This window comes from Paraburkholderia sp., assembly GCF_028283785.1.
Lineage (GTDB): Bacteria > Pseudomonadota > Gammaproteobacteria > Burkholderiales > Burkholderiaceae > Paraburkholderia.
Window position 1 is genome coordinate 757,330 of sequence record NZ_JAPWKB010000005.1, and the last position, 24,800, is coordinate 782,129.

Genomic DNA, 24,800 nt, shown 5'->3' on the forward strand with positions numbered 1-24,800 from the left:
GTATAGCGATCAAACGTTGCGGGAAACTTCGGAACACGTGTCTGCGGCTTGTTCTAATAAATGAAGATCGGCGCTGAGACGCTTCGACAGCAATGCGTCTTTTAGAATGCTCTCAAGTTCTCTACGGAAAGTTGCGTTATCGAGCAGATTTGATTTCAGGTCGCGTATTAGATTGCGTGCGGCCACCAATGCACGCAATTCCGGGACAGCTGCCGCGATGGCCTCTGGCGTGAAATCGCTCATTGACTTGAATTCGAGATGCACTGGGAGCTCGCTACCATCGCCTGCCAAGGTGTTTTCAACGGCGAGCCGGGCTGTAGGCTGGTAGTCGGCCAACACTGAATCAAAATTGTGCCGGTTGATATTGAGCTTCTCTCGTTCGCCCACCAAACGCGTATCGCGACCATTGCTATAGTCGCCCACGACGAGCAGTTTCAGAGGCAGTTCTATCTTTTTCTGTGCACCACCGGTATGTAGATCAAGTTTTATGTTGATCCGGGCCTTGGGCACTTCGTTTTGAAAGCTCTCGGACATCGTGGATTTCCTCTTCAGGGACGGCACATTGGTATGACGAACGCCGTATGCAATTAGTATCACGAAGGGTATTGAGAATGGAATGAGACGATTCTAGTTTTCGTCCTAATCTGCTCTTATTTTTAAATTGGCCGTTTGGGGGAGTTCACAGCACTCCAAAATATGTTTACTGTGCGGCTTCGTCGTTGAAACGATTGGATCGCGAAGAGGCTGGCGGCAATGGAATATTTTATCGATAGACGGACTGAAAAAACTGAGCACATCAAGCTAAATGGTCGGCAATCTTATTTTGTAGATATGCCGTCCAATGAGTCCGCTAAATCGTGTTCCGTGATTTCTTTCGAGGTTGTCGAAAAAATAGGTGAGCCGTATCGCGTCACGATCCAGTTGAGCCATTCGCACGCTCTGCGCGGTGAAGATTATCTTGGTAAAGACGCTGCATTCGTTATCGCGTCGCCGCTGGACGACGTCTCGCATAGGCCACGGCGATTTTCCGGTTGCGTCACCTCATTTTCGAGAACCGCGGTCACGCGGGACGAAAGCCGCTACGAACTTGTGATCGAAGCGCACCTTGCTCGCCTGACGCTCACGCGCGCAAGCCGGATTTATCAGCATCAAAGCGCGCCGCAGATCATCGAGGCAATCTTGCGTCGGCACGGGTTCAACGGGCATCAGTTCGTCTTTCGGCTGCGACGCGACTATCCGCAGCACGCTTTCCGGCTCCAGTATCAGATCACCGACTGGGACTACATTCGCGTTCTGATGCAACAGGAAGGGCTGTTCAGTTACATCGTGCCGGGTGAGTCGGTCGGTGATGGCGATGTCGTCACCTTCGCCGACGATGTCGATCACTACCTGTATCAACCTGCGTTGTCGGCACCGTATCGTGAGCCGTCTGGCCTCGACGCGCACGTCGAGGCGATCCACTCGTTGCGGACCCAGAGTCGCACGGTCACCGCGTCGCAAGTGGTTGCGGATGTCAATCCTGATTTTGCGCATGAACGCATTAAAGGCGCGGCGGGTGAGTTGTCCGATGCGAGCGGATACGGCGCATCGTATGTGTATGGCACACATCATCGGGACCAACAGGGCGCACAGTGGGAGGCGTTGCTTCGTCACGAGGCTGCGGTCGCCATGCAAACGGTTCACGCGGGTGCCAGCAGTATTCGCGAACTGAAGCCGGCCCGCGTATTCCGCATAGACGATCCAGTTGACGGCTCTGATGACGGTCTGCTCATTGTCGAGGTCACGCATCGTGGCGCGCGCGACCAACCGTACCAGAACCATTTCAAGGCAATTCCCGCGAACCGGCGCTTCCGGTTGGCGATAGACGATCAATCGTGGCCGCGCGTCAACGGCACGTTGAGTGCGCGTGTGACGTCGCCGGGCGGTTACCGCTACGCCTATCTGACAAGTGACGGACGCTACACGGTACGTTTCGACCTTGATTTCGACACGTGGAATCCCGGTGGCGAGAGTGTGCCGCTGCGGCTCGCCAAACCCTTTGCCGGAAGCGGCAAGACGGGGTTCCATTTTCCGGCTCTCGACGGTACCGAGGCCGTGATTGCGTTTGAAAACGGTGACCCGAACCGGCCATATATTGCACAGTTTCATCACAACAGCCAGCAGCCCGACCTGATCGACAACCAGCAGCGGTGGTTGTCGCGCAACGTGGTCCGGACGCAGGGCAATAACAAACTTCGTTTTGAGGACTGGGCGGGAGAAGAGGGCATCAAGCTGTCCACCGGTCATTCCAGCAAGAGTCAGTTGAACCTCGGCTACCTCGTCGATGCAGAGCGGCGGAAACGCGGTGAAGGCTTCGAATTGCGAACATCGGACAAGGGGGCGATCCGCGCGGGCAAGGGCATTTTCATCTCTGCACATGATCAGCCACAAGCAGCAGGCGACCAGCTCGACATGCAGACGACCATCACGCAACTCGAAGACGCGCTGGCGCTTGCGCGCTCGCTTGCTGCATCGGCGGAGACGGCGCGAGGTATTCCCATTGACACGGCAGCGCAGCGGAAAACGCTCGAAGAACTGAAGGGTTTGGAGACGGCTTCCCTGCTTTTCAGCGCGCCCGCGTCGGTAGGTGTTGTCGCGGGGCATGGCGTTCAAATCGCTGCTCGGGACAGCATTTCTGCGGTAGCTGGCGGCAGCGCTGAAATCACGACGGCCCACGACTTCACGGTGGCTGCGGGCGATGCGGTATCGCTGTTCGCTCGAAAGCAAGGCATTGGCATTGTCGCGGGTGGCGGCGCCATCGACGTGCGGGCAAATAACGACGGCATGTCGCTGCGTGCATCGAAAGACTTAACGGTATCGAGCGAGAACGGTGTCGTGCGCGTCAAGGCCGCCCGGGAACTCGTCCTCGAGTGCGGCGGTGCCTTTATCCGCCTCGCGGACGGCAATGTGACGATTGGCGGTCCGCGCAATCTGTTGATAAAGACGATAGCCATGCAGAAGCAGGGCCCGGCGAGCGTCCAACTCGAGCAACAGAAATTTTTCGAGAGTCAGGCCGAGCGTGAATTCAGCGAGCAAGTGCGCGTTGACGAGGCGTTGTATTCGCTCGCCGCGCAGGCCGGCTCGGCGCTTCGCTACGAGGTCTGGGGCGAAGGTGGCACGCGGATCGGCGGCGGCGTGCTCGATGACAGCGGCAAGACGCTTCGGGCGTTCACCGACAAGCCCGAAGCGCTCACTACGGTGGTTGATCTCCATGAGGGCAAGTGGACTGCGCTGCATTTCGACGCGCCGTATCGCATGACAGGAAACATCAGCAACAACGACCTTGCGGGCGTTTTCGATTATCCGGATCACGACTCGCGTCCCGACGATGATGCGCGCGACGAAGCGCATAACGACATCACCGAAGAGGTGAGCGAATGAGCTGGCAACGCGTTGTTTCAATCACGTTGTTCGCGTTGCTTGGTGTGTTTGCAATACCGTCCGCGTCCTCGTCTTCATCGGGCGCCGGGACCACGCGCGAAGCCACGGATGTGCCGCTTCGCACGGCGGAGGGATTCGTTCCGAATTCGATTGGTCGACCGGTCGACGGGCGTTATTGCATTGCGGGCGCTGTTGTAGATGACGACGCAAGGAAAACGGCGGTCGTCATGATGGTTGATACGAGGCGACCGCGGCTCGAGTGGATGACGCCGATCAAACCGTCTCCGGACTACGCGGGCAATACCGCGATTCGTTGCGTCACGATTGGTGGCGACATCTATGCGGTACTGCAAGAGCACTCGCATACACAAGCCAGCCTCGATCAGACCCGCGTGGTCGCGGTGCGGTTGTCGTCCACCGGCAAGCTCGTGAAGCAACGTCCGTTGGCGGTAGGCTTCGACGAATGGTCATATCAGATCGACGCTAATGCAACGTCGGTGTCGATCGTTGGTGGAACGAATAGTGAACTCGACCGATCGGGTCATTCCAGTACGTTCGTCGCGCAGTTCGATCGTAGTTTGGCGCGCACCGCAACACTGAGGCAGCCTCAAGGCGCCTTCTGGACCGGGACGCAAGCGCGAGTCGATGGGGGTTACCTGCTTGTCGGCGGTCAATTCATGCCGAACGTGAATGGCTCGGGCGGCCGGGCGGCGTTCGCCGTGTCGAAGATCGATCTTGTCCGCGACAAGTACGTGTGGTCGAGCTATCCGCCGCCCGCCGACGCGCGGTCGAGCATGGCGGCGTTCGCGCCAGATGGTTCATCGTACGTTGCTGCAGTCGGCCCGGCTCATCTTGTGATCTCACATATCGATCCGGCCGGATCGCTGACCGACAGCTACGCGATCGAAAAATCCATGTGCCGTGTCAGCGCGGTGACGATCAATTCTTCCGTGTTCGGTATCTTGGGTGCGGCGTGTGAAGACCCTTCACTCGTTGTCGCGGTATTGATCGACGTCGCGAAAAAAGGCGTCGTCTCAACGCAGCCCATCGGACGCGGCATCAAAAGTCCAACTTTCGACGGGGACGGCTGGGCGGGCATTCAGCAAAGCGAAACCGGCGGCGTTGCCTTTAGACGCGGAACGCTGAAGGGGCTGCGATGACGTATAGCTACGAACAGAAAATAGCATTCATCAAAGGCCTGTATTGCCCGGCCCGTCAGGTTTCGGATGAATCCGGTTGTTCGTGGGAATTGATCCTCGCTCAGGCCGCGCAAGAGACCGGTTGGGGCGAGAAAGTCCTGCAAGGCACGAACAATGTTTTCAACATCAAGGCAGATGCGAGTTGGACCGGCGAATCTAAGGTGTTTCGTGTGTGGGAGAAAGTCGGTGGGAAAAAAGTGTGGGTGGATGCGGCGTTTCGTGTGTACGACTCCGTGCTCGACAGTCTGCGTGACCGTCAGGCCTTCCTTCGCGACAATTCGCGATACACGAAGGCAGGATTGTTCCGCGCCGACGTCAAGGGAAACCTGGTAAGGGAAGCGCTTGCGTTGCAAGACGCGCACTACGCGACCGATGAAGACTACGCAGACAATCTGGCGATCGTATTCAACGGGAAGTCGATGCGACGTGCTATTGCCGAGGCAAAGGCGGACGGTTGCAAGGGATGCTTGCCGATCGCCAATTTATATCTGCTCGACGCGGCACGGGTGCCGCTTGCGCGGGCCAAAGTCAAAGCGTCACAGGCGGCGACCACGGTTGAACTGGTGACGGATGCCGACGGGCATGTGCAAGTGCAGGCAGCGCTGTCGCGTGGGCCTGTGTCGCTGTCGATCTGGTCTGCGCACGATCGCCGGTGGATCGCTATTCCGTATCAGGTGACGCCCGCTTTGCCAGCGGTTGCCATCACGTTAATTGCACCGACGTTGTCGATCCATGGCTCGACGACGCTGCACCGCGTGCAAGATGACGAGAACGTATCGCCACCTTCAAGCACTTCGACGCCAGTTCAGTCGGTGCGGATGAATGCAGATACCTACACGATCAAGAAGGGCGATTCGCTATCCCGGATTGCCCGACTACATGGAACGAACTACCAGGCAATTGCGCATCTGAACGGCATTGCGTCGCCTTACTTTATTCAACCTGGTCAGGTGATCGCCGTCCCGAAGCGCCAATCCAATCGCGCAGTCGCGACACACCAGCGTGTTCAGCCGCCGCCGACGCAGCATGCTGCGTCAACGCCGCCGCCCACGTCAGCAACCCGGCAGTCGGGCGTGCACGCGATCCGTTTCCGCAACGATGCCGATCATCCGCAGACCGACGTTCACAGTGTTGGGCACGCGCCGTGGATGACCGTGGCAGAGCGGGAGTTTCGGTCCGGCGTGAAACGGCACGGCGGCGCGCATCCGGATGCGCATGTGATGGAGTACTTCAGCGCGACGTCGCTCGGGCGACAGAGCACCGATCAACTCGCGTACTGCGCGGCTTTCGTGAACTGGTGCCTGACGCGCGCGGGGTATCGCGGTAACAACAGCGCGATGGCCCGAAGCCTGGCTGCATGGGGGCGACCAACGGAGGGGAATCGGCCTGCGTACGGTGCGGTGGCGGTCGTGCGTTTTCCGGGAGGCGGGTTCCATGTGACTTTCGTGAATGGCGCGGCGGCGTTCGACGATGACGGATCGGTTCCTCGTCTGGCCACACTCGGCGGCAATCAGGGTTATGGGCACGAGGTGAGCCGGAGTTCGGTTCCGATTGGATGGGTGACGCATTTCCGCTTTCCAGCGCAGTACGAAGAGGTCGCCGACGATTACGCATTGAAACGGGTAGTGGTTGATGGCGCCCAGATGACTCACAGATCAACACATTGAAGATACCTGTCCACATTAAGGAGAAGCAGTGCCGGTTTATTTAAGACGTTTGTCTACATGGGTTGCATTGACGGCGTGCCTTTTTCCCGTTTCGCGCGCGGTGGCCGTAGATGGCGGAGCCACATTGACCACGCACAGCAAAAACCTGAAAGGGTCCATAACGTTGTCGGATGCCGGAAGAGATCGACACGGAATGAAGAAATACGCTTACCGGATCGAACTGTCATCGCCAACGTGTCGTTCCACGTTCACGGGATTTGCCGATTTTTTCAAAAGAAGCGGAGAGCTGACCGATTCAACGTATTTGCAAAATGGAAAAATTGTGAAAACCACGCTTTTCAAAGATTCAAACGCTGTGGGCACCGTCATCCTTGAGATAGACACCGATTCGCCTAAACCCGGATTCGCCGGTGCGAGCTTTTATACGCCGAAGCCTGTTCCGGGTTCCTGTGTAAAGGGTGAGGGCGGCGGTATCGACTTTTACACATGGTGACGGGATGACGGTGACGACTCCTAGCCTTGTCCTGCCTATCTACTGAAAAAGCGCTCTTACTATGCCGTGGCCAATTCCGACTCTAACCACCATCGCACGTCCGCATCCCATTTCATTTCGGAAATGGATCGCGGGCTTGCTGGTTCTGGTTGGAGCAAACGCGGCTGTCGTTCTGACAACTTGGCCAAAGGAGCAATCCACACATGTCATGTGGTTCTGGATAAAACTGATCGGTGTGCCCATCGGTATTTTCACGCTACTGATCGGCATGCGAATTCGACGCTGGACGTCTCAACGCGTGATCGCCGAAGAAAGCGAACGTGAGAAAGGACGAATCCAGGCGCTTTGGAAATCGTGGTGTTGCCGCAGCGTTTCTGTTTCCAGTGCTTTCGCGCTTTTGCCAATTGATATTTCCGCCGTAGAGCTTGCTGAAAGCAGTCTGGATCATCCGGTTAGCAGACAGCAATCGCTCACGTTTCAATGGGCCCATCACATGTCGTTCGACGCGAAGCGCGGGCGGATCGCACAACGTCTCACGGAGCGGCTTGCGAGTGGTGTTGTCGGTGAACGCTATTTGCAAATCGCGCTCGTGATCGACGCCACGTCGTCTTCAGACGAAGCGGCGTGGAAATCGGTGATGGACCGCGCATTGAAAACAGCGGCTCCGGAATTGAAGTTCAACATAATAGGGGGTCGTCCGCGAGAAAGCGCAACTTGGGTCGAATCGATCATCGATTCTGATTCGCCCTCAGGATGTGACGCGTGTGCGGTTATCGCTGTTCAACTTCAACCCGACGACACTCGCGTTATTGCAGACGATCAAGACGAACTGCTAGCGAGCAGCGAATGCGCCGCTGTCATCATCTTCGGTGGGAAAGATCCGGCCAAAGCCCGCGCATCCCTTCACCGGCCATTGTCATTTGACGGGGACTCGGTGGCGCGCAACCTGATACAGCTACGAAACACGCAGCTTACAGCGAATAACCCGTCCCACATCTGGCTAACGGGGTGCGACGACGCGTTTTCGTTTGACGTCCTCCAGGTATTCAATGGCGACGCGCATCGCGGATTGATCGAGCGCGATATCGATCATCTGATCGGCTTGCCGGGACCCGTCAGTCACTGGATTGCGCTTGCTATTGCAATTGAAAATGCCGCGCAAGCCACGACGTCGCAGATAGTCGCCTGGCGTGAAACCTCAACCTCGCAATATCACGTCTGCGTCGTCGCACCGGCAGAAAAGGCGGCGACGTGAAAGCGCGAGCGTGGGCTAATGGGTTGATCGTCGTGGCCATTCTGTCGGGAGTCGTCGCTTTCGTCGTTATGACCGTGGATAGCGGCCGTCTGCGTGAGTGGTCGATCGAGCATCGCTTTGCACTTGTCTGCGGTGGACTGGCGCTCTTGATTGCGATGGCTTTAATGGTTCCATTTCGGAAGCAGGCGCGGCTGATGTTCGAGCGTGGATCGAAAGAGAACGGCCTTGAGCCACCGGAACCGGGGCGTTGGCACAGCGTCGTCGCCTCGTCGACAAGCATGCGAGGCTTTGCGAACGATCTGCGTGACACGTTACGTCAAACGCGACGCATCGGCTGGGCTTACGATCGTCCGTGGTTGCTGCTTACCGGAGACGCAAAGGCGATGGCCGCGATTGCGTCGGTCTTTCCCGCGTTGGCCCAAACACCGTGGCTCGTTACACCTGATGTTGTGTTGCTGACGGATCGACTCGGCGGAGAGGCAATACACAACCCGCTTTGGATGAAGGCGCTGCGTCGGTTGCGCTGGCGGAAACCCGTTGACGCGTTGGTCTGGTTGCATAACGGCCGAAGCGACGCCACAAAAGTCTCCCGTGACATGTCCAGCGCGACTCTCGACCTCGCGCGAATCGGCGATGCGCTTCGATACGCGGCGCCGCTGTTCGTATTGACGGTGGGCGCGGCAGATTGCGGGGCTTTCCGCGATTCTCCACTGGCTGGTTGCGAATTGCCTTGTCACGCAGATGTCGCCGTCGTCGAACGCGCGTTGGCAGGCTTGCGCGATCGCCTCGCGGCTTATGGTGTCGCAGATCTCGCGCGTGACACAACTAACCGCTACGCGGCCGAACTATCGGCTTCGCTCGATCCAACTATTCGATCGCTCTCTGCGTGGCTTGCGCCGTTGTGCGCGAAGCGGCGTAGTCATCAGCCATTAAGCGCGGTGTTGTTCGCGCCGGGAACGCCGCCGCGCACAGACAGCGCACTCGACGCGCAGTCTCCAATCGCGTTGCGACACGGCGCATGGCGGTATATTGGCGTGGCGTCGATGCTGGCGCCGAGCCGTCGAATGCTCAGTCATCCGTTGCATGTGATGTTGATTGCCACGTTGTTCGTGGTTGGATTGTGGACAACGCTTCTGTCTGTTTCAGGTATCGCGGCCACGCGAGATCTGGCGCGTTCTGTTCGTGTCGTGCGTGAGTTGCGGGCCGCAGCGAACGCGACTGTCAGGATTCGTTCGCTATTGGCGTTACAACGCGAGATCGTGCATGGCGAATCGAACGTCGGATCGTCAAGATGGTCGGATTACGTTGGACTGAATCACGACCGTCGAACGCTGGCCGCGTTATGGCCAGCCTATGCAAATACGAGTCGCCGCGAGGTGATCGCGCCCATCCAGCAGTCGCTTGAACGCGAACTGACGGCGCTTATTTCGCCGCAACCGCGTCAGGCCGATAACCAATCCGTGCAACGTATCGCGGGTAATCGCGACACGCTCAAGTCGTATTTGATGATGGCGGAGCCAGCGCGCGTCGATGCTTCCTATCTCGCCTCATCTCTCGCAGCGCGTTGGCGCACCCAGGCGCAATTGACGGATGGCGAAAAGGCCGACATCGCGAATCGACTTGCGGATTTTTACGCGAATCACCTGTCGGTTCACGCAGAACTTCGGATCGAACCACGCGCGTCACTGATCGCGACGGCGCGTCAAACCTTGCTGCTCGCGATGGGTGCGCAGACTTCCGAGGACACGATTTATGCGCGCGTCCTCGATTCGGTCAACGGGCAGTATCCCGATGAAACACTCGTCTCTTTGACATCAGGCACTGATCCGCGCGGTGTGTTGCACGCGTCGTCTACGGTGCCTGGAAACTTCACGCGGCGCGCCTACGAAGAACGGATCGCAACGGCGATCGAAGCGGCGTCGCGGCACGACGCGCCTGTCACGGATTGGGTGTTGAACGGCACACGCCGCGCGAACGCCAGCGAAATGCGGACCGGTCAGGAATCCATTCAGGCGGTACTGACCGCGCGCTATTTCACCGACTACGCGCAGCATTGGCAACACTTCATGAACACGTTGCAATGGGACGCGGCCGCTACGTTGCCCATCGCAATCGCTCAACTCAAGCTGATTTCCGACGCCCAACAATCGCCGGTGATTGCGTTGTTGAAGTCGCTCGAGTATCAGGGCGGCGCGGGGCGCTCGCGGGAATCGCTGTCCGACACGCTCGTGACGAAGGCGCAAAACCTGTTCGGCGCGAAGCAGAGGCGCTCGGACGGCTTGACCGAGACGTCGCGCTATGCCACCAGTGGACCGCTCGATGCAACATTCGGGCCGGTCTTGCGGTTGATCGCACAAGACGACGCGGCCTTGTCCGCGAATGGCGACGTGAGTTTGTCTCGCTTCATCGAACGTGTCACTGCATTGCGGTTGACGCTGCAACAGATCACCGACGGTCCCGACGCCGATGCGAACGCGCGTCGGATTGCGCAGGCGTGGTTTCAGGGCAGAAGCTCGCCGCTGGCCGAGTCGCAAACCTACGCGCAACTCGTCGCTGCGAGCGTGGGTGCGCAATGGTCGGGCATGGGTGATGCGCTATTCGTGCATCCCGTCGCGCGCGCGGCGCAACTGGCGCTTCAGCCCGCGCAGGCGAGTCTGAACGATGCGTGGCGGCGCACCATATTGAGCGCGTGGAACCGGGCGTTCGTCGGCCGCTATCCGTTCTCGCCGACAGCCAACGATGCGTCGCTACCGGAGCTCGCGCGCTTCATTCGTCCTCAAGGCGGCGTGATTGCGACGTTTCTTGCCACGCAGTTGGCTGGTGTTATCGAATTGCAGGGCGATCAGTGGCTACCTGTAGCTGGCGACGCAACGCTCGCGTTCGATCCGGCTTTTCTGAAAGCCGTCAACACGCTGCAACGGGTGTCCGCGCATCTGCTCGCGCAAGGCGAGCCGATATACCGTTTCGAGTTGCGGCCCGTGCCGACGCCCGGCGTGACCGACACGCTGCTGACGCTCGATGGGCAAACCCTTCACCACTACAACCAGCCGGAAACATGGCATTCGCTGACGTGGCCATCGCGCGATCTTCAGACGCCGGGCACGCGGCTCCAGTGGCAAACCGAGCACGCCGGCACCAGCAAGAATGTCGAATACGCAGGGCGCTGGGCATTCGTGCGGATGCTGGAACGGGCGCGCGTCGAGCCGATCGACGGCGCGACGTATCAACTTACGTGGCAAGCGTCGCCGGACACGCCCGGTCACCCTTTCCACGACGAACTCGCGCCGCAATCCACTGAAGGCCAGATCGAATCCGCCGAGCCTGACGACGTTCCATTGATTGCACGCGGACCACTCGCGACGGCGCCCACTGAACTAGCGTTTCCGTTGACTTATCTGATGCGCACCGAGGTCGGTCAAGGGCCGCTCGAATTGCTTGCGCTAAGGGGGTTCGTGATGCCGTCGAGGATTTTTTCGACCGCGTCCAACGGGTCCAATGCGTCGGAAGCGCGACCAGGAGAGCGCACGCAAACAGCAGGGCCGCCGCCGCTGCCGAAAGCCGTCATCGACGCAGCGCGACACATCGATGTGCCGCTTCCCGCAGGCCAGCCACTTTGATCGACCGCAGACGCCCATGCTGAGTGAATTCCTGAACACCGTGTTGACGCCGCATGTCGATCCCGCGCGTGCGAGCGAAACCGACTTGAACGTCCACCCGCAATCGATCAGGTCAGACTGGTCGGATTGGTGTGCGCCTGTTTCGACGGAATCGCCGTGTGGTGCCGATTGCTCGTACGACGACGACTTTCTCGGGTTGAAAGACGAGGTGGCCAAACTTTCCGATATCGACGAGACCTTGATTATCGATACGGCTGACCGGTTGCTGCGTGACGTCACGAAAGACGTGCGCGTCGCGGTCTACTACGTCTATGGACGCATGCGTCGCGATGGCGCGGCGGGCGTGTCGGATGCAATCGAGAGACTCGCTGCGCTGGTCGAACGGTTTGGCGACGCGTTGCTGCCCGCGCGTGCCGAGACGCGCAAGGCCGCGTTCGAATGGCTATCGGGCGCGACTTTCGGTGCGCGGTTCGAAACCGTTCAGGATCAGTCCGGGAAGCATCTGGCGCAAATGCGGGCGGCGCTCGCGAGAATCGTCGCTGCCGTCGAAACGTGGCCGGATAGCGCGCGGCCTGATATGTCGGCACTCTTTCGACGCGTTGATCTGCGCGAGCAAGCGGCCGACGGATCGATCGTCGCGGCGTCCGGTGTGTCACCTGCAAATGAAAACCGCGCATCTGTTGCGGCAGAAGCGAAAGCGGAAGCGGCTGCGTCGGAATCCATCGCGTCGAATGCGGACCTGCTCGAACGCAGCCGTCAACTCGCGCAGTACTTGCGCTCACGGCCCGATGGCACGCTCGCCGCATCGCGCTTGCTGCGCTGCGTCCGCTGGGACACGTTGACAGTTCCGCCGCCGCACGACACGACCGGACGCACGCGGCTCGCTGCACCGCGCGACGAATTGCGCACGCAGTTATCGCGGCTGGCAGCGCAGCGGCAATGGTCCGAATTGACCGGGCGCGTCGAAGCGGCGTTCGCGGAGGGCGCAAACCATTTCTGGCTGGATTTGCAACGTTACGCATTTCTCGCGTGGCAGGCTGAATCGGCGGGGGCGTTGTGCGAGCGGCTCGCCAACGACTGCGCATTGCTGATGGATCGCGTGCCCGATCTCGATCGCCTGTCGTTCAGCGACGGTACGCCGTTCGCCGACGCGGCTACCCGCGAATGGATCGCCACGCATGCCAGCGTCCGCGATGTCGAACGCGGTGCCGAATGGGCGCCGGTTGCCGTGGCGTCGCCGGTCACGGATTGGGCGGAAGCCGAAGCGCAGGCGCAGGCATTGGCCACGCACGACAGCATCGACGCGGCGCTCGGCTGGCTTCAGCGCTTGTCCGTGCCCGATGGCGAGCGTGAGCGCTTTGTCCGGTATCTGCTGATGGCGCGTGTCGCCGAGCGGGCCGGACGCGCGGATACCGCGTTGCATCTGCTGACGCGGCTCGACTCCGACGCCCGCCGCTTCGACCTTGCCGCGTGGGAGCCGTCGCTCGCGTTCGAGGCGTGGCATCAACTGCTGCGGTTGTTGCGCTGGCGTGCCGGTCGGAAGGATGCGGATCGCGTGGCGCTCGCCGTCCGTATCGACGGCTTGTTATGCGACCTGACTTCGCTCGACCCGACGCGCGCGTTCACGCTCGCTGCGTCCTGACGAAACGTGTCCCTTTCTCCATTCCGCACACGCCAGATGACTCAACCGACACGTGACAACGACATTCTTCGTTACTACGAAGCCGAGATGCGCTATCTGAGCGAGGCGGGTGAGGAATTCGCGCGCGCGTTTCCCGATCGCGCGCGTCGGCTTGGAATGAATGGCCCGGGCGAGCGCGATCCGCACGTCGAACGGTTGTTTCGAAGGGTTTGCGTTTCTGATGGCGCGTTTGCGGCACAAACTCGACGACGAATTGCCCGAGTTGACCGAAGGCGTCGTCAGCATGCTGTGGCCGCACTATTTGCGCATGATTCCGTCACTCTCGATCCTCGAAATCACGCCGGCGAGCGGGGCGCTTCAGTGCCACGAACGCTTGCCGGCCGGACTGGAAGCGCTGTCGGCGCCGCACGGCGAGACGCCGCGATCCACTCGCGGCGAGCGTGCCGAAGCGCACATCGAATGTGTTTATCGGACTACGCAACCGGTCGATCTGTATCCGTTGAGCCTCGACGAAGCGAAGGTCTTTGTTCGTGACGACGGTCGCCCGGTGCTACGAATCCGTTTTCAGTGGCAGCCGCAGGCGCGTCGCGAGCAACTGAACGTGCCGCGTTTGCGGATCTATCTGCATGGCGAGCGCCCCGTTTCGCGCGCGCTATACGGGGCGCTGGTGGCGTCGCCGGTTGCGATCCATGTGCGGGTGCCGGATAGCGCTCCGGACCTCGCCAGTGCGCCGCTGGTGTTGTCCGGATTGCGGATCGAGCCTGCCGGTTTCTCCGCCGATGAGCGCTTGTGGCCCAAGCCCGATAACGCGTTCGGCGGCTATCAACTGTTGCTCGAATATTTCACGTTCGCCGAAAAGTTTATGTTCGTCGATCTGCTCGGACTCGATCTGCGCGAGATAGCAGCCGCTGCGCCGGGCGTGTCGCGCTTCGATGTGGAAATTGCGCTGGCGCACGCGTTGCCCGACGGCATGCAGATCTCCGCGGACAACTTGAGACTGTTCTGCACGCCGGTCATCAACCTGTTTGCATTGGAGGCCGATCCGGTTTCCGTCACGCAATTCGAAACGGAATACCGCGTGCAGACTGGCTTGCATGGCGGTCATGCGCTCGAAACGTATTCGGTGGATGCGGTGCACGGCTTCGAGTCGGCTACCGGCAAGCGTTTCGAGTATGTGCCGTTCGCGGCGTTCCGGCATCGTGGCGGCATGCTGCGTCATGAGACGCCGGAGCGCTATTTTCATACGCGAGCGCGGCGTGGACCGTCCGGGCGGATCGACACCTGGCTGGTGCTTGGCGGCCGGCGCTGGGAATCGTCGCAGGCGCAAGCGCAAACGCGGCATCCGGAAGATCAAGCGTTCGCATCGGCCGCGCTCCCGCGCGAGACGTTGTCGCTGACGGTGACGGGCACTCACGGCATGCTGCCGCGAAAGGCGTTGCGCGATCAGTCGATCGCGCGAATGCGCAGCGGCTTCGCCAACGTCGCGTCGATCCGCAATCTGACCGCGCCGACTTCGCCGGTTTATCCACCCACCGGCGACCGGTTTCACTGGCGTGTGCTGTCGCACCTTGCGCCCAATTATCTGTCCTTGCTCGATGCCGACATCTTGCGCGGCACGCTCGCGTTGTACGACTGGACCGACGACCTGTTAAACCGCCGGAAGATCGACGCGATTCGCGGCGTGCGGCATCGTCCGGTGAAAACGCTGACGAAAGGCTGCGTGCTGCGAGGGGTCGAGATCGAAGTCACGCTCGACGCGACGCAGTTCGCCGGAGACGGTGACATCGAGTTATTCGGCGCGGTGTTGAACCGCTTCATGGCCATGTACGCAACGTTGAACGTGTACACGAAGCTGATCATCGTCACGCAGCCCGACGGCAGGCGAATCGCGTGGCCCGAAGCGAAAGCGGAAGGAGCGCCATTTTGACCGCCACGCTATCCGCTTTGCTCAACGAGGCGCAGGACTTCAATTTTTTCCGGTTTTGCGAGTTGCTCGAACTGGCTTCGCCGGAGCGTCCGCCGCTCGGTTCGACGGATTCGCACGCCGACGATCCGCTGCGTTTTCGCTCGACCGGGCAACTGGGTTTTCCGGCGCGCGAGCTTGGCGCGATCGAATACGATCAACGGCATCCGCGCACACCGCCGACGGTGCGCACCGCATTTCTCGGCTTGTATGGCGTCGATGCACGTCTGCCATCCTATTTCGGAGATGAGATTGCGCAGCACCGCGATGGCGCGGAGCCGCTGGCCGCGTTTCTCGATCTGTTCCATCACCGAACCGTCACGCAGTACTACCGCGTCTGGCGAAAATACCGGTATCCGGTCGGTTTTCGCGCTGACGGAACGGACCCGATGTCTCGCTATCTGTTGAGCCTGGCGGGATTGGGAATCGGCGGCGGCGCGACGACACGGGCGTTGCGTCCGCGAAGCGTGTTGTCGATGCTGGGTCTCGTGAGTCAGAAGACACGAACGGCCGAAGGTCTCGCCGGTGTGTTGCGGCATGCCGTGGCGGACGCTCACATCGAGGTAAGCGAGTTTTATCCCGTGTGGATTCGACTCGATCCCGATCAGCGGTTGCGCGCGGGTGGGTCCGGCAATCCGTTGGGCGACGCTTGCGTGCTTGGGCGCGGCTTTTTCGACCGAAGCCACGCGGTATGCGTCGTGATCAAGCCGGATACGCGCGAAGAGTTGAACGAACTTTTACCAGGCGCGTCGATGCACGGCGAACTGATGTCGATCTTGCGTTTTTATCTCGGCTATAGCGCGTTCGCATGTCTGGCGTTGAGTGTGCGGCGCGATCTGATGCCGCCGCCCGTTCTCCGCACGGGGCAGACACGGCTTGGACTGACGTCTGTCTTATTCCACCGGAACGTGAGCGGGACGGCGAAGCGGTCGCACAACGTGCGCGTGCGAATCGGCGCATGGAACGGTCACGACATATCCGGTCACTCGATATGATCGCGGCGATCCGGTTGACGTCGCGTCTGCGCGCGCTGGTGGCACTGGTCGCATGTGTGTGCGTGTCGGGATGCGGCGTCGCGCATGCGATCAAACAGAGCGCGAACGACGTCGCGCGATGGACTTTTATCAAGCCGGTTTCGACGATGAATATCGATCTTGCCGGTCGTGCGTCGTTGAATCCAACCGGCTCGGGGCAATCGCTTTCCACAGTGGTGCGTCTCTATCAGCTGAAATCGACGCAGACATTCGATCAACTCGACTATGCGCAACTTCAGCGCAACGACGTGGCGTCGTTGAAGCCGGATCTGCTGGCAACGTTCGACGCCGTGTTGCGCCCCGACGAACGCGCGAGCATCAGCCAGCCAATGGAGCGGGAGACGAGTTATGTAGGCGTAGTCGCGTTTTTCCGCGATCCGGCGCAGGACGGATGGAAGGTGGTCGTGCCGCGTCAGCAGTGGCGCAGCTCGGACCCCGTGCGGATAGAACTACGCGGCAATACGCTCGAAGTGACCGGTCTGCGGGCGGGGCCGTAGACCGGGGATGCGCGAATGCCCGAACGCAATTTCACTGTCCGAATTTGCGCAAAAACGCCGATACGCGGATCAGCCCGGCATCGAGCACGTCGGGATTATTCGCGTAGCCGATGCGAACGTAGCCTTCCATATCGAGCGCGCTGCCGGGCGTGAACATCACGCCGGTCTTTTCCAGCAACGCGACACAAAAGTCGCGGGAACTGACCGCTGTGTCGATGCGGACGAGCGCGGTGGTCCCTGACGCCGGTTTGACGTAAGACAGCGCGGGCTCGCTTTGAATCCATGCGTCGAGGCGCGCGAGATTGGTGCGGAGGATCCCGTGGTTGCGTTGCAGGATGGCGTCGCGATGTTCGAGCGCCAGCGACGCAAACAGGTCGTTGAGCAGACCGACGCTGATGGTGTTGTAGTCGCGATGCACGCGAACCCGTTGCAACAACTCGCCCGCCGCGACGATCCAGCCGACCCGCAAACCGGCGAGCGACCACGTCTTCGACATGCTGCCCGTGCTGATGCCTTTTTCGTAGAGATCGGCGACGGACGCGGTAAAGCCGTCGCCGTGTTGATCGGTGCCGCGATACACCTCGTCGCAGAGAATCCACGCGCCGCATGCGCGCGCAATCTCGACGAGCCGTGCGAGATACGCGCTGTCCATCAACGAGCCGGTTGGATTATTCGGATTGTTGATCGCGATCAGGTGAGTTTTGTCCGTGACGATTCGCTTGAGTTCATCGAGATCGGGAAGGAAGCCGTTCTGTTCGCGCAACCACAGCACATCGACATTCGCGCCGTAGCTTTCGGGAATCGAATAGTGCTGTTGATAGGTGGGCAGCACCGAAACCACGTGGTCGCCGGGTTCGACGAGCGTTTCGTAGACGAGCGCATTCGCGCTGATGGCGCCGTGCGTGATCAGCACGTTCTCCGGCGTTTGCGCGGTATAGAGCGACGCGACGTTCGCGCGAAGGCGCTCCGATCCATCGATCGCGCCGTAGGTCAGTTTGATCGGCAACAACTCGCTGAGAATGGTGTCCTGCTGGCCTGCGAGCGTGAGCAGTTGCGCGACCGTCAACGACTCGACGCATGTTTCAGCGAGATTGAGCTCGCAATGGTCCTCGTAAAGATCCATCCACCGCTCGACGCCGAATTCCCGAATCTTCATAGCTACCTCTCACAAAAGCGCGCTCAACGAGCCTAAAGCCAGCCAGCGCTTAGTCAGCGAATGTGTTTCATTATAGACTTATTTGTCTCGTTTGGACTGTTGTTGTTCGGGCCGCCGAAACCATTCCGCCCACTTCTGCCCGTTAAGGTGAGTGTTTTCGGGAGCATGGGAATTGGCCACCTGGATCGCATCTCATATCGACCGGACTGAACGTGCAACGACACCCGGCAGTCAAACGGAAAAGCCTGCAAACATAAGGCTGCGCGGGAAGTTTGCCGCGCGCCGGAGCGTTGATGTGAGGTAATAGATCGACATCATTCGAGCGAGGCGGCGCGTCGTTTTAGCCCGTAAGGTGAGGATTTTCGGGAGACTTGCGATGGGTCGACCCGGCGCATGGACGATCGGTGTCGATCGGTATATAACATCATTACAGTCTCATTCATGGCCTGACCGGGCCACACGATTTCAACCCGCTACACACGGAGAGATTGTCGATCATGACGCGAGATGTATCGCAGGAAAAGCAGGAACCGGAGCAGCAATTTGGCGAGACGGGCAGTGTCCGTCCCGATCTTGCGCATCTGGACGCAGCCGTCAGTCACGTCGATCAGATGGTGACGTCCGGCAGCATCGCGACAAGCGCCGCGAAGGGCATTCTGTATAGCTTGATCGAGACGCTGGGCGCATTCGTCGGTGATCCGGATTTGCCGGAACATGCGCGCTCGGGCTACGAGGGTTTGCTCGAAAGCGCGCGGGAATTGCGGGCGCGGATCGATCGGTGAAAGCGAGGGGGAAGGCCGACGGCGTTCGACAGTGAGTCGATTCACCGCCTAATCGACTCAAATCATGAGTCGATACCGGTCCACCCTTTCCAGCTCAGGCCGACGACCCACCCGACATCAAACAAAAAAGCCCCTGTCAGACTTTCACCGACAGGGGCTCATGCAGAATCCAAAACTCGTCTCAACCAAACCTCTCACGCACCCAGCGCCATCACCTCGCCGGGGTGGTCGGCATGCTCGGCAATGAACTGGTGGATCTGCGACACCACCGCAGCGCCTTCGCCAACGGCCGCAGCAACCCGCTTCGTCGAACCCGCTCTCGCGTCGCCGATAGCGAATACGCCTTCGACCGTCGTGGCCAGGTCGCATGTCGACGAATGACCGCTTCCGGAACCGGTCAGCACAAAACCCTTTGAATCGAGTTCGACGCCGCATGTGTCGAGCCATCCGGTGTTCGGGTCGGCGCCGGTGAACAGGAACAGATGCCGCGCGTCGAGCTTGGTCGTGCCATCCGGTAACGGCGCTTTCAGGACGACGGACGACAACACGCCGTCTTCGCCTTCGAGGCGTTTGATCTCCGAATGCGGATGCACGAATACATTGGGCAACGACGCGATCCGGTCGATCAGATAGCGCGACATCGTCGATTCGAAGCCGCTTCGGCGGATCAGCACGTGAACGTTGCGCGCGTGCGTCGCGAGATAGACGATGGCCTGGCCTGCAGAATTGCCGCCGCCGACCAGCACGATGTCCTCGCTCTTGCACAGTTTGGCTTCGACGGGAGACGCCCAGTAATAGACGCCGCGTCCATCGAAGCGGTCGAGTCCTTCAATTGCCGGACGCCGGTAGACCGCGCCGCTGGCGATCACGATGGTCCGTGCGCTGACGCTGCCGCCGTTCATCAGTTCGAGCCGGTTCGGCGACTCGCCGCAATGCAGGCGCTTGACCTTCACCGGAATCGCGACGTGCGCGCCGAATTTTTGCGCCTGCACGAACGCGCGACCCGCCAATGCCTGCCCGGAAATGCCGGTCGGGAAGCCGAGATAGTTTTCGATCCGCGAACTCGCGCCCGCTTGACCGCCAGGCGCGCGCGCATCGAGCACGATCACCGACAAGCCTTCCGACGCCGCATACACGGCCGTCGCGAGACCTGCCGGGCCCGCGCCGACCACCGCGATGTCGTACACGCGCGACGCGTCGAGATCGGGCAGCAAGCCGAGACAGGTCGCCAGTTCGGCGTCGCACGGATGGCGCAGTACCGTGCCGTCCGGACAGATCACCAGCGGCAGGTCTTCCGGCTTCGCGCTGAACTGCTCGATCACCCGCAACATATCTTCGTCACGTTCATCCAGCACCGAATGAGGATGACCATTTCGCGACAAAAACCCTTGCAGCCGAACCAGCCGCGAATCCGTGCTCTTGCCGACCAGAATCGGGCCGCCCGCGCCCTTTTCGATCAGCCCGACGCGCCGCAGAATCAGCGCGCGCATGATGCGCTCGCCCAGTTCGGCTTCGGCGACGAGCAAGGCACGCAACCGGTCGGGCGGAATCAGCAGCGATTCGACCGCTTCCATGGCCATGCCGGACACGAGCGCCGGCCGGCCGGAGAGTTGCCCGACCTCCGCCAGAAAATGCCCCGCGCCGTGCTCGACGACCAGCAACTCGCGACCGAGGCCGTCACGCTGATACACCTGCACGCGTCCCTTCAAGGTCACGAACATCCCCGGGCCGGGACGGCCCGCCTGGAACAGCAACTCACCGGCCTCGAACTGGCGGACCTCGCCGAACCGGCGCAGCCGTTCGATTTCCTCTTTCGTCAGTTCGGGGAACATCTGATGTTGCCGCGTCGAGAGCGACGAATACGGCGCGTCCGCCACGATGACCTGCTGTTGTCCTTCGACATCCTGGGTTGAAGCCATCTACACGCTCCTTCTTGCAATTCGAAAATCGGCAATCTGGCAATGCGGAAACTGGCAGTCCGGCGATGCGGAAAACACGCATTCAACGGACGGTGGACGATTCATCGCGCAATCACACCGCGTTCGGTGCAATGCCCATATCCACGATCTGACCGGATTCGACCGGCAGTTTTTCGACCTGACGCCCCGCTTCGCGCCAGGCATCGAGGCCGCCGCGCAACGGCAGCACATCGGCAAAACCGGCTTCGCTGAGCTTGCCCGCCATCCATACCGCCGAAATCTCGTTCGGACACGAGCAGTAAATCACCAGTTTTTGCGTCGGCGGATACGACGCGATGATCTGGTCGAGCTGCCGTTCGTCGGCGGAAATCGAGCCGGGAATGGCTTCGGGGTCGAGCTTGCGCTTTTCGTCCGAACGGATGTCAAACACGACCGGCGAATGATTTTCGGCCATCAGCGTCGCGAGTTCTTCCACTTCGATGCGCGCCGTGTCGAGCTTCTTGATCAGTTGACGACGCCGATACCAACGATACGTCGCATACAGCAACAGCAGCGCGACGACCACCACGGCAGCCGTGCGGCCGAGGCGGCTCGCGGCCGCGAACAGCATGTCGATCTGCTGCGCGAACAGCGCGCCGACGATCAGCCCGGTGCCCGCCCACAACGCCGCGCCGATGCCGTCGTAAGTGAGGAAGTTGCGATACGGCGTGCGCATCGCGCCGGCCATCGGGATCGAGACGATCGACAGGCCCGGCACGAACTTGGCGACGGCGAGCACGCGCACGCCCCAGCGCCCAAAAAAACGCTCGGTCTTTTTCACGCAGCTATCGCGCGATAGCGACAGTTTGCAGATAGTTTTCAGCGTATTGCCGCCGTATATGCGCCCGGCGAAATACCAGGCGCTATCGCCGATCAACGTGGCGAATACCGACAGCACCAGCACCGGCGCAATCTGCGAGCCGACCGAGCCCGGATGCATCGCGGCCATCGCGCCGAACAGTACGAGCGACGGCAGCGCCGGCACCGGCAGCCCAAGCGACGCGGCGAGCACATTGGCGAAGATCAGCGCAGGCCCGTAATGCGCGACGAGATCATGTAGCATCGGCTTACTTGCGCAGCCGTTTCCGGCGGCAAGCGGGTAGGGAAGTCAATGATTATGGACGCATTTTCAAGACGTGCAAGCGTCCGGAAAGGCGATGCGGGGCACCTCGCGACGACGAATCGAACGCGTTGACACCGCCTGCCGCGGAAGCTGCTTACATGGTGTCGGGCGCGGCGGTTTCAAGCGCCAGGTAGAAGCGCGGGATGCCTAACGATACCTGCTGCGGCGCGACCACGCTGGGACGACGGCCGAAGCGTCGAACCCGATCGAACGGCAACGCGCGAACGGCGGGCCATTTGCGCGACTATCTGGGACATCGTGCTTCGACAGGGCGGCCACGTGAGGCACGGCGATGGACGCCGCGAGCCGCAAAAGCAGAACCGGCGGCCACGGACGAAAGCCGTGCCGCCGGTTCGAGGCATCACATCAGGTGCGATGCGTATGCGTGGTGTGATTGTGGTTGTGCTGTTCACCCGGCAGCTCTGCGCCGTGCGCGCGGATTGCCGCGATCAGCTCGGCCGGTGTGATTTCGTAACGCACTTCGCGGTGAATCCCCGGCTTGCGTTCATCGACTTCGATCAGAAGTATGCCTTTACCGTCTTCTGTCGATTCGAGGCGCAGCGAGCGGAGTTCGCGCGCCGTTGCGTCGTCGTATTCGGTGAGCAGGGCCATTGACCCGGAAGACCCGGTAGTGCGCATCGAAGTTGTCCTCGTTTCGTTGTTCATGACCATTGTACGGGCAGTGCGCGCGCCGTGTTTTCGCGCAACGCGAACCGGCGGCATTCGCCCGAGAGGCGCATGCAGCGCCAGCCTTGCCGTCCGATATCAGTCAGTTTAACGCGAGTCAGTGTTTCGCCGAGGGCATTTTTCGCACGTCGCGCACGACTTTTGTCGTGTCTTTCCGACGCCACGCGTTGTCATGGGCGTGTCACGCCGATGCGCTGTACCGCATGCCCGTTATGCCGCACGATCGTGCGTAAAAACAGGCTATTTTGACCGGTGACTGGAAGCGACCAAGGTATTTTTTGCCGCGAAGGGCAGATGTCGAATGACGATGGAAGAAATGCAAACTGCACACGTCGCGCGGCTTCAAGGGAAGTCGCGCGACGTGTCCCCGGCGGGCTGCAAAAAAGTAGCCCGTCCATCAGAATGGCCGGGCTGCTAAACGCCGTTGTTACTCGGGTCAGCCAGCCCACACAAACGGGCGGTGACGGAATTTATGTTGGGCTGACGCGCCCGCTTTGTCGAGGTGGGAGTAACGCCGATTTATCTGACGATCAGATGACTTCGGCTTCGCTGTCCCGTTCGACGCGTTGGGTGGCAGACGTCTTGTGCGTGTCGTAAGACGGCGCAATGGCAGCCGCGCCCGCATCGACACGCGCGGTCGCACGAACCGGCTTCGCGCGACGCATCGGTTCGCCGTTCGCCACCGTGAACAGACGCACGGCTTCGTCGAGCACATCGGCCTGTTCGGCGAGGCGTTGCGCCGTGGCGGCGGCCTGCTCGACCAGCGCCGCATTCTGCTGCGTCGCGCCGTCCAGATGCGAGACCGCCTGATTCACCTGGCGAATGCCTTCGGCCTGCTCGCTGCTGGCGTTCGCCACTTCGACGATGATCGACGACACGCGGCCCACCGCAGCGTCGATCGAACGCATTTGCGCGGTCGTGCGCGACACGAGTTCGGTGCCTTGCTGCACTTCGGTGACGGTCGCCTCGACCACGGTCTTGATCTCTTTCGCCGACGCCGCGCAGCGTTGCGCGAGCATCCGCACTTCGCCCGCGACCACCGCGAACGAGCGGCCGGCTTCGCCTGCGCGGGCAGCCTCGACGGCTGCGTTCAGCGCAAGGATATTGGTCTGGAAAGCAATCCCGTCGATCACGCCGACGATATCGGTGATCCGTCGCGATGCCGTGGTGATGCCGGCCATCGTCTGTTCGACCTGTCCGACGATATTGCCGCCGACCGCCGCCGCTTCCTGCGCGTCTTTCGCGAGGTCGAGCGCGCGTACCGATGCGTCGGCGTTGGCCTGCACGGTGGTCGTCAGTTCTTCCATCGTCGCGGCGGTTTCTTCGAGCGAGGCCGCCTGCATTTCGGTGCGGCGGGCCAGATCGACGTTGCCGCTCGAAATCTCGCGGGCTGCGTCGAGCATGCCGGTGATCTGCGAGCGCACGTCGGAGACGATCGCGGCGAGATTCGCCTTCAGTTGGTTCAGCGCCTGCAAGACGTCGCCGAGATCGTCGTGACGCACGATCGTGAGATCGGCGGTCAGGTCGCCGGCCGCCATTCGCGTCGCGAACGCCGACATATCGCCGATCGGGCCGGCCATCTGACGCGACATCATCGCCCACGACACCGCGCTGATCGCAGCGGTGACGCCGAACGCGAGCCAGAACGGCGCGGGCGGCGTGCCGCCCCATGCAGCCAGACCGGTTGCCAGCAGCGCCAGCGGCGTCGCCGCGTAACCGAACGCCGCGCGCGTCCCAACCGGCAGACGCATGACAGCCTGCAAGCGTCCGGCGAGACCCGTGCGCACGACCACACCGCGACGCAACTTGTACGCGTGCGACGTGCCTTCACGCAGTTGCGCATACAGCGCGTCGGCGTGGCGCACTTCGTCGCGCGACGGCTTCACGCGCACGCTCAGATAACCGACCACCGTGCCGCGTTCGACGACCGGCGTCACGTTTGCACGCACCCAGTAGTGATCCCCGTTCTTGCGCCGGTTCTTCACCAGCGCCGTCCACGGACGACCTTCGCGGACCGTGTTCCACAAGTCGGCGAACGCCTCACGCGGCATATCCGGATGACGGATCACGTTGTGCGGCTGGCCGATCAGCTCTTCTTTCGAAAAGCCGGACACGGCGATGAAGGCCGGATTGCAGTACTGGATGCGGCCGGTGAGATCGGTCGCCGACACCAGCATCTGGGCCGACGAATATTCGTATTCCTGCTGTGAAACGGGCTGATTGTTACGCATGGCATTCCTTGCTGGCAGGCGCTCGAATGATGCGCGCCCCTCTATTTCCTCCACGCATAACGGCATCCAGATCAAA

16 protein-coding genes and 1 pseudogene are annotated in these 24,800 nt (G+C 60.9%); 11 read left to right on the forward strand and 6 right to left on the reverse strand.

Annotated elements, in window-relative coordinates; all coding sequences use genetic code 11:
* Positions 1-9 precede the first annotated feature (9 nt).
* Complete coding sequence (gene tssB, locus PW947_RS07415; protein WP_299630476.1) at positions 10-534, reverse strand: type VI secretion system contractile sheath small subunit; 525 nt, start codon at positions 532-534, stop codon at positions 10-12.
* 219 nt (positions 535-753) lie between these two features.
* On the opposite strand from tssB, the gene vgrG reads away from it, so the two are divergent.
* The 10 genes and pseudogenes from vgrG to tssJ all read left to right on the forward strand — a co-directional run bounded on the left by vgrG (position 754) and on the right by tssJ (position 16,787).
* Positions 754-3,420: a type VI secretion system Vgr family protein gene (vgrG, locus tag PW947_RS07420; RefSeq protein ID WP_299630478.1), complete on the forward strand. Its 2,667-nt coding sequence runs from the start codon at positions 754-756 to the stop codon at positions 3,418-3,420.
* Entirely contained in the window at positions 3,417-4,580 is a 1,164-nt protein-coding gene (locus tag PW947_RS07425) for a hypothetical protein (RefSeq protein WP_299630480.1), read from the forward strand. The genes vgrG and PW947_RS07425 overlap by 4 nt, the downstream gene beginning before the upstream one ends.
* Positions 4,577-6,286: a glucosaminidase domain-containing protein gene (locus PW947_RS07430; RefSeq protein WP_299630482.1), complete on the forward strand. Its 1,710-nt coding sequence runs from the start codon at positions 4,577-4,579 to the stop codon at positions 6,284-6,286. The genes PW947_RS07425 and PW947_RS07430 overlap by 4 nt, the downstream gene beginning before the upstream one ends.
* A gap of 28 nt (positions 6,287-6,314) precedes the next feature.
* A complete protein-coding gene (locus PW947_RS07435) occupies positions 6,315-6,779 on the forward strand; it encodes a hypothetical protein (RefSeq protein WP_299630483.1) in 465 nt (154 codons plus the stop codon).
* A gap of 136 nt (positions 6,780-6,915) precedes the next feature.
* Complete coding sequence (locus tag PW947_RS07440) at positions 6,916-8,034, forward strand: hypothetical protein (RefSeq protein WP_299630485.1); 1,119 nt, start codon at positions 6,916-6,918, stop codon at positions 8,032-8,034.
* Between the two features lie 596 nt (positions 8,035-8,630).
* Positions 8,631-11,651, forward strand: a complete 3,021-nt coding sequence (locus PW947_RS07445) for an ImcF-related family protein (RefSeq protein WP_299630487.1) — start codon at positions 8,631-8,633, stop codon at positions 11,649-11,651.
* A gap of 16 nt (positions 11,652-11,667) precedes the next feature.
* On the forward strand, positions 11,668-13,293 hold the full coding sequence (gene tssA / locus PW947_RS07450; protein WP_299630489.1) for a type VI secretion system protein TssA: 1,626 nt from the start codon (positions 11,668-11,670) through the stop codon (positions 13,291-13,293).
* A gap of 36 nt (positions 13,294-13,329) precedes the next feature.
* A pseudogene (gene tssF / locus PW947_RS07455) lies at positions 13,330-15,220 on the forward strand (type VI secretion system baseplate subunit TssF).
* A complete protein-coding gene (tssG, locus tag PW947_RS07460) occupies positions 15,217-16,251 on the forward strand; it encodes a type VI secretion system baseplate subunit TssG (RefSeq protein WP_299630490.1) in 1,035 nt (344 codons plus the stop codon). The pseudogene tssF and the gene tssG overlap by 4 nt, the downstream one beginning before the upstream one ends.
* Entirely contained in the window at positions 16,248-16,787 is a 540-nt protein-coding gene (gene tssJ, locus PW947_RS07465; protein WP_299630491.1) for a type VI secretion system lipoprotein TssJ, read from the forward strand. Before tssG ends, tssJ begins: the two co-directional genes overlap by 4 nt.
* Before the next feature lie 31 nt (positions 16,788-16,818).
* Here the strand turns inward: tssJ and PW947_RS07470 are convergent, their stop codons facing one another.
* Positions 16,819-17,943, reverse strand: coding sequence for an aminotransferase (locus PW947_RS07470; RefSeq protein ID WP_299630492.1), 1,125 nt, complete (start codon positions 17,941-17,943; stop codon positions 16,819-16,821).
* A 497-nt stretch (positions 17,944-18,440) separates the two neighbouring features.
* On the opposite strand from PW947_RS07470, the gene PW947_RS07475 reads away from it, so the two are divergent.
* Complete coding sequence (locus PW947_RS07475; protein ID WP_299630494.1) at positions 18,441-18,725, forward strand: hypothetical protein; 285 nt, start codon at positions 18,441-18,443, stop codon at positions 18,723-18,725.
* 194 nt (positions 18,726-18,919) lie between these two features.
* On the opposite strand, the gene PW947_RS07480 is transcribed toward PW947_RS07475, so the two are convergent.
* The 4 genes from PW947_RS07480 to PW947_RS07495 all read right to left on the reverse strand — a co-directional run bounded on the left by PW947_RS07480 (position 18,920) and on the right by PW947_RS07495 (position 24,724).
* Positions 18,920-20,644, reverse strand: a complete 1,725-nt coding sequence (locus PW947_RS07480; protein ID WP_299630495.1) for an FAD-dependent oxidoreductase — start codon at positions 20,642-20,644, stop codon at positions 18,920-18,922.
* 112 nt (positions 20,645-20,756) lie between these two features.
* A complete protein-coding gene (locus PW947_RS07485) occupies positions 20,757-21,746 on the reverse strand; it encodes a DedA family protein/thiosulfate sulfurtransferase GlpE (protein WP_299630496.1) in 990 nt (329 codons plus the stop codon).
* Between the two features lie 426 nt (positions 21,747-22,172).
* Complete coding sequence (locus PW947_RS07490; RefSeq protein WP_299630497.1) at positions 22,173-22,445, reverse strand: hypothetical protein; 273 nt, start codon at positions 22,443-22,445, stop codon at positions 22,173-22,175.
* 578 nt (positions 22,446-23,023) lie between these two features.
* Positions 23,024-24,724 (reverse strand): PAS domain-containing methyl-accepting chemotaxis protein, encoded by a 1,701-nt coding sequence (locus tag PW947_RS07495; protein ID WP_299630498.1) that lies wholly within the window; start codon positions 24,722-24,724, stop codon positions 23,024-23,026.
* Between the last annotated feature and the right edge of the window lie 76 nt (positions 24,725-24,800).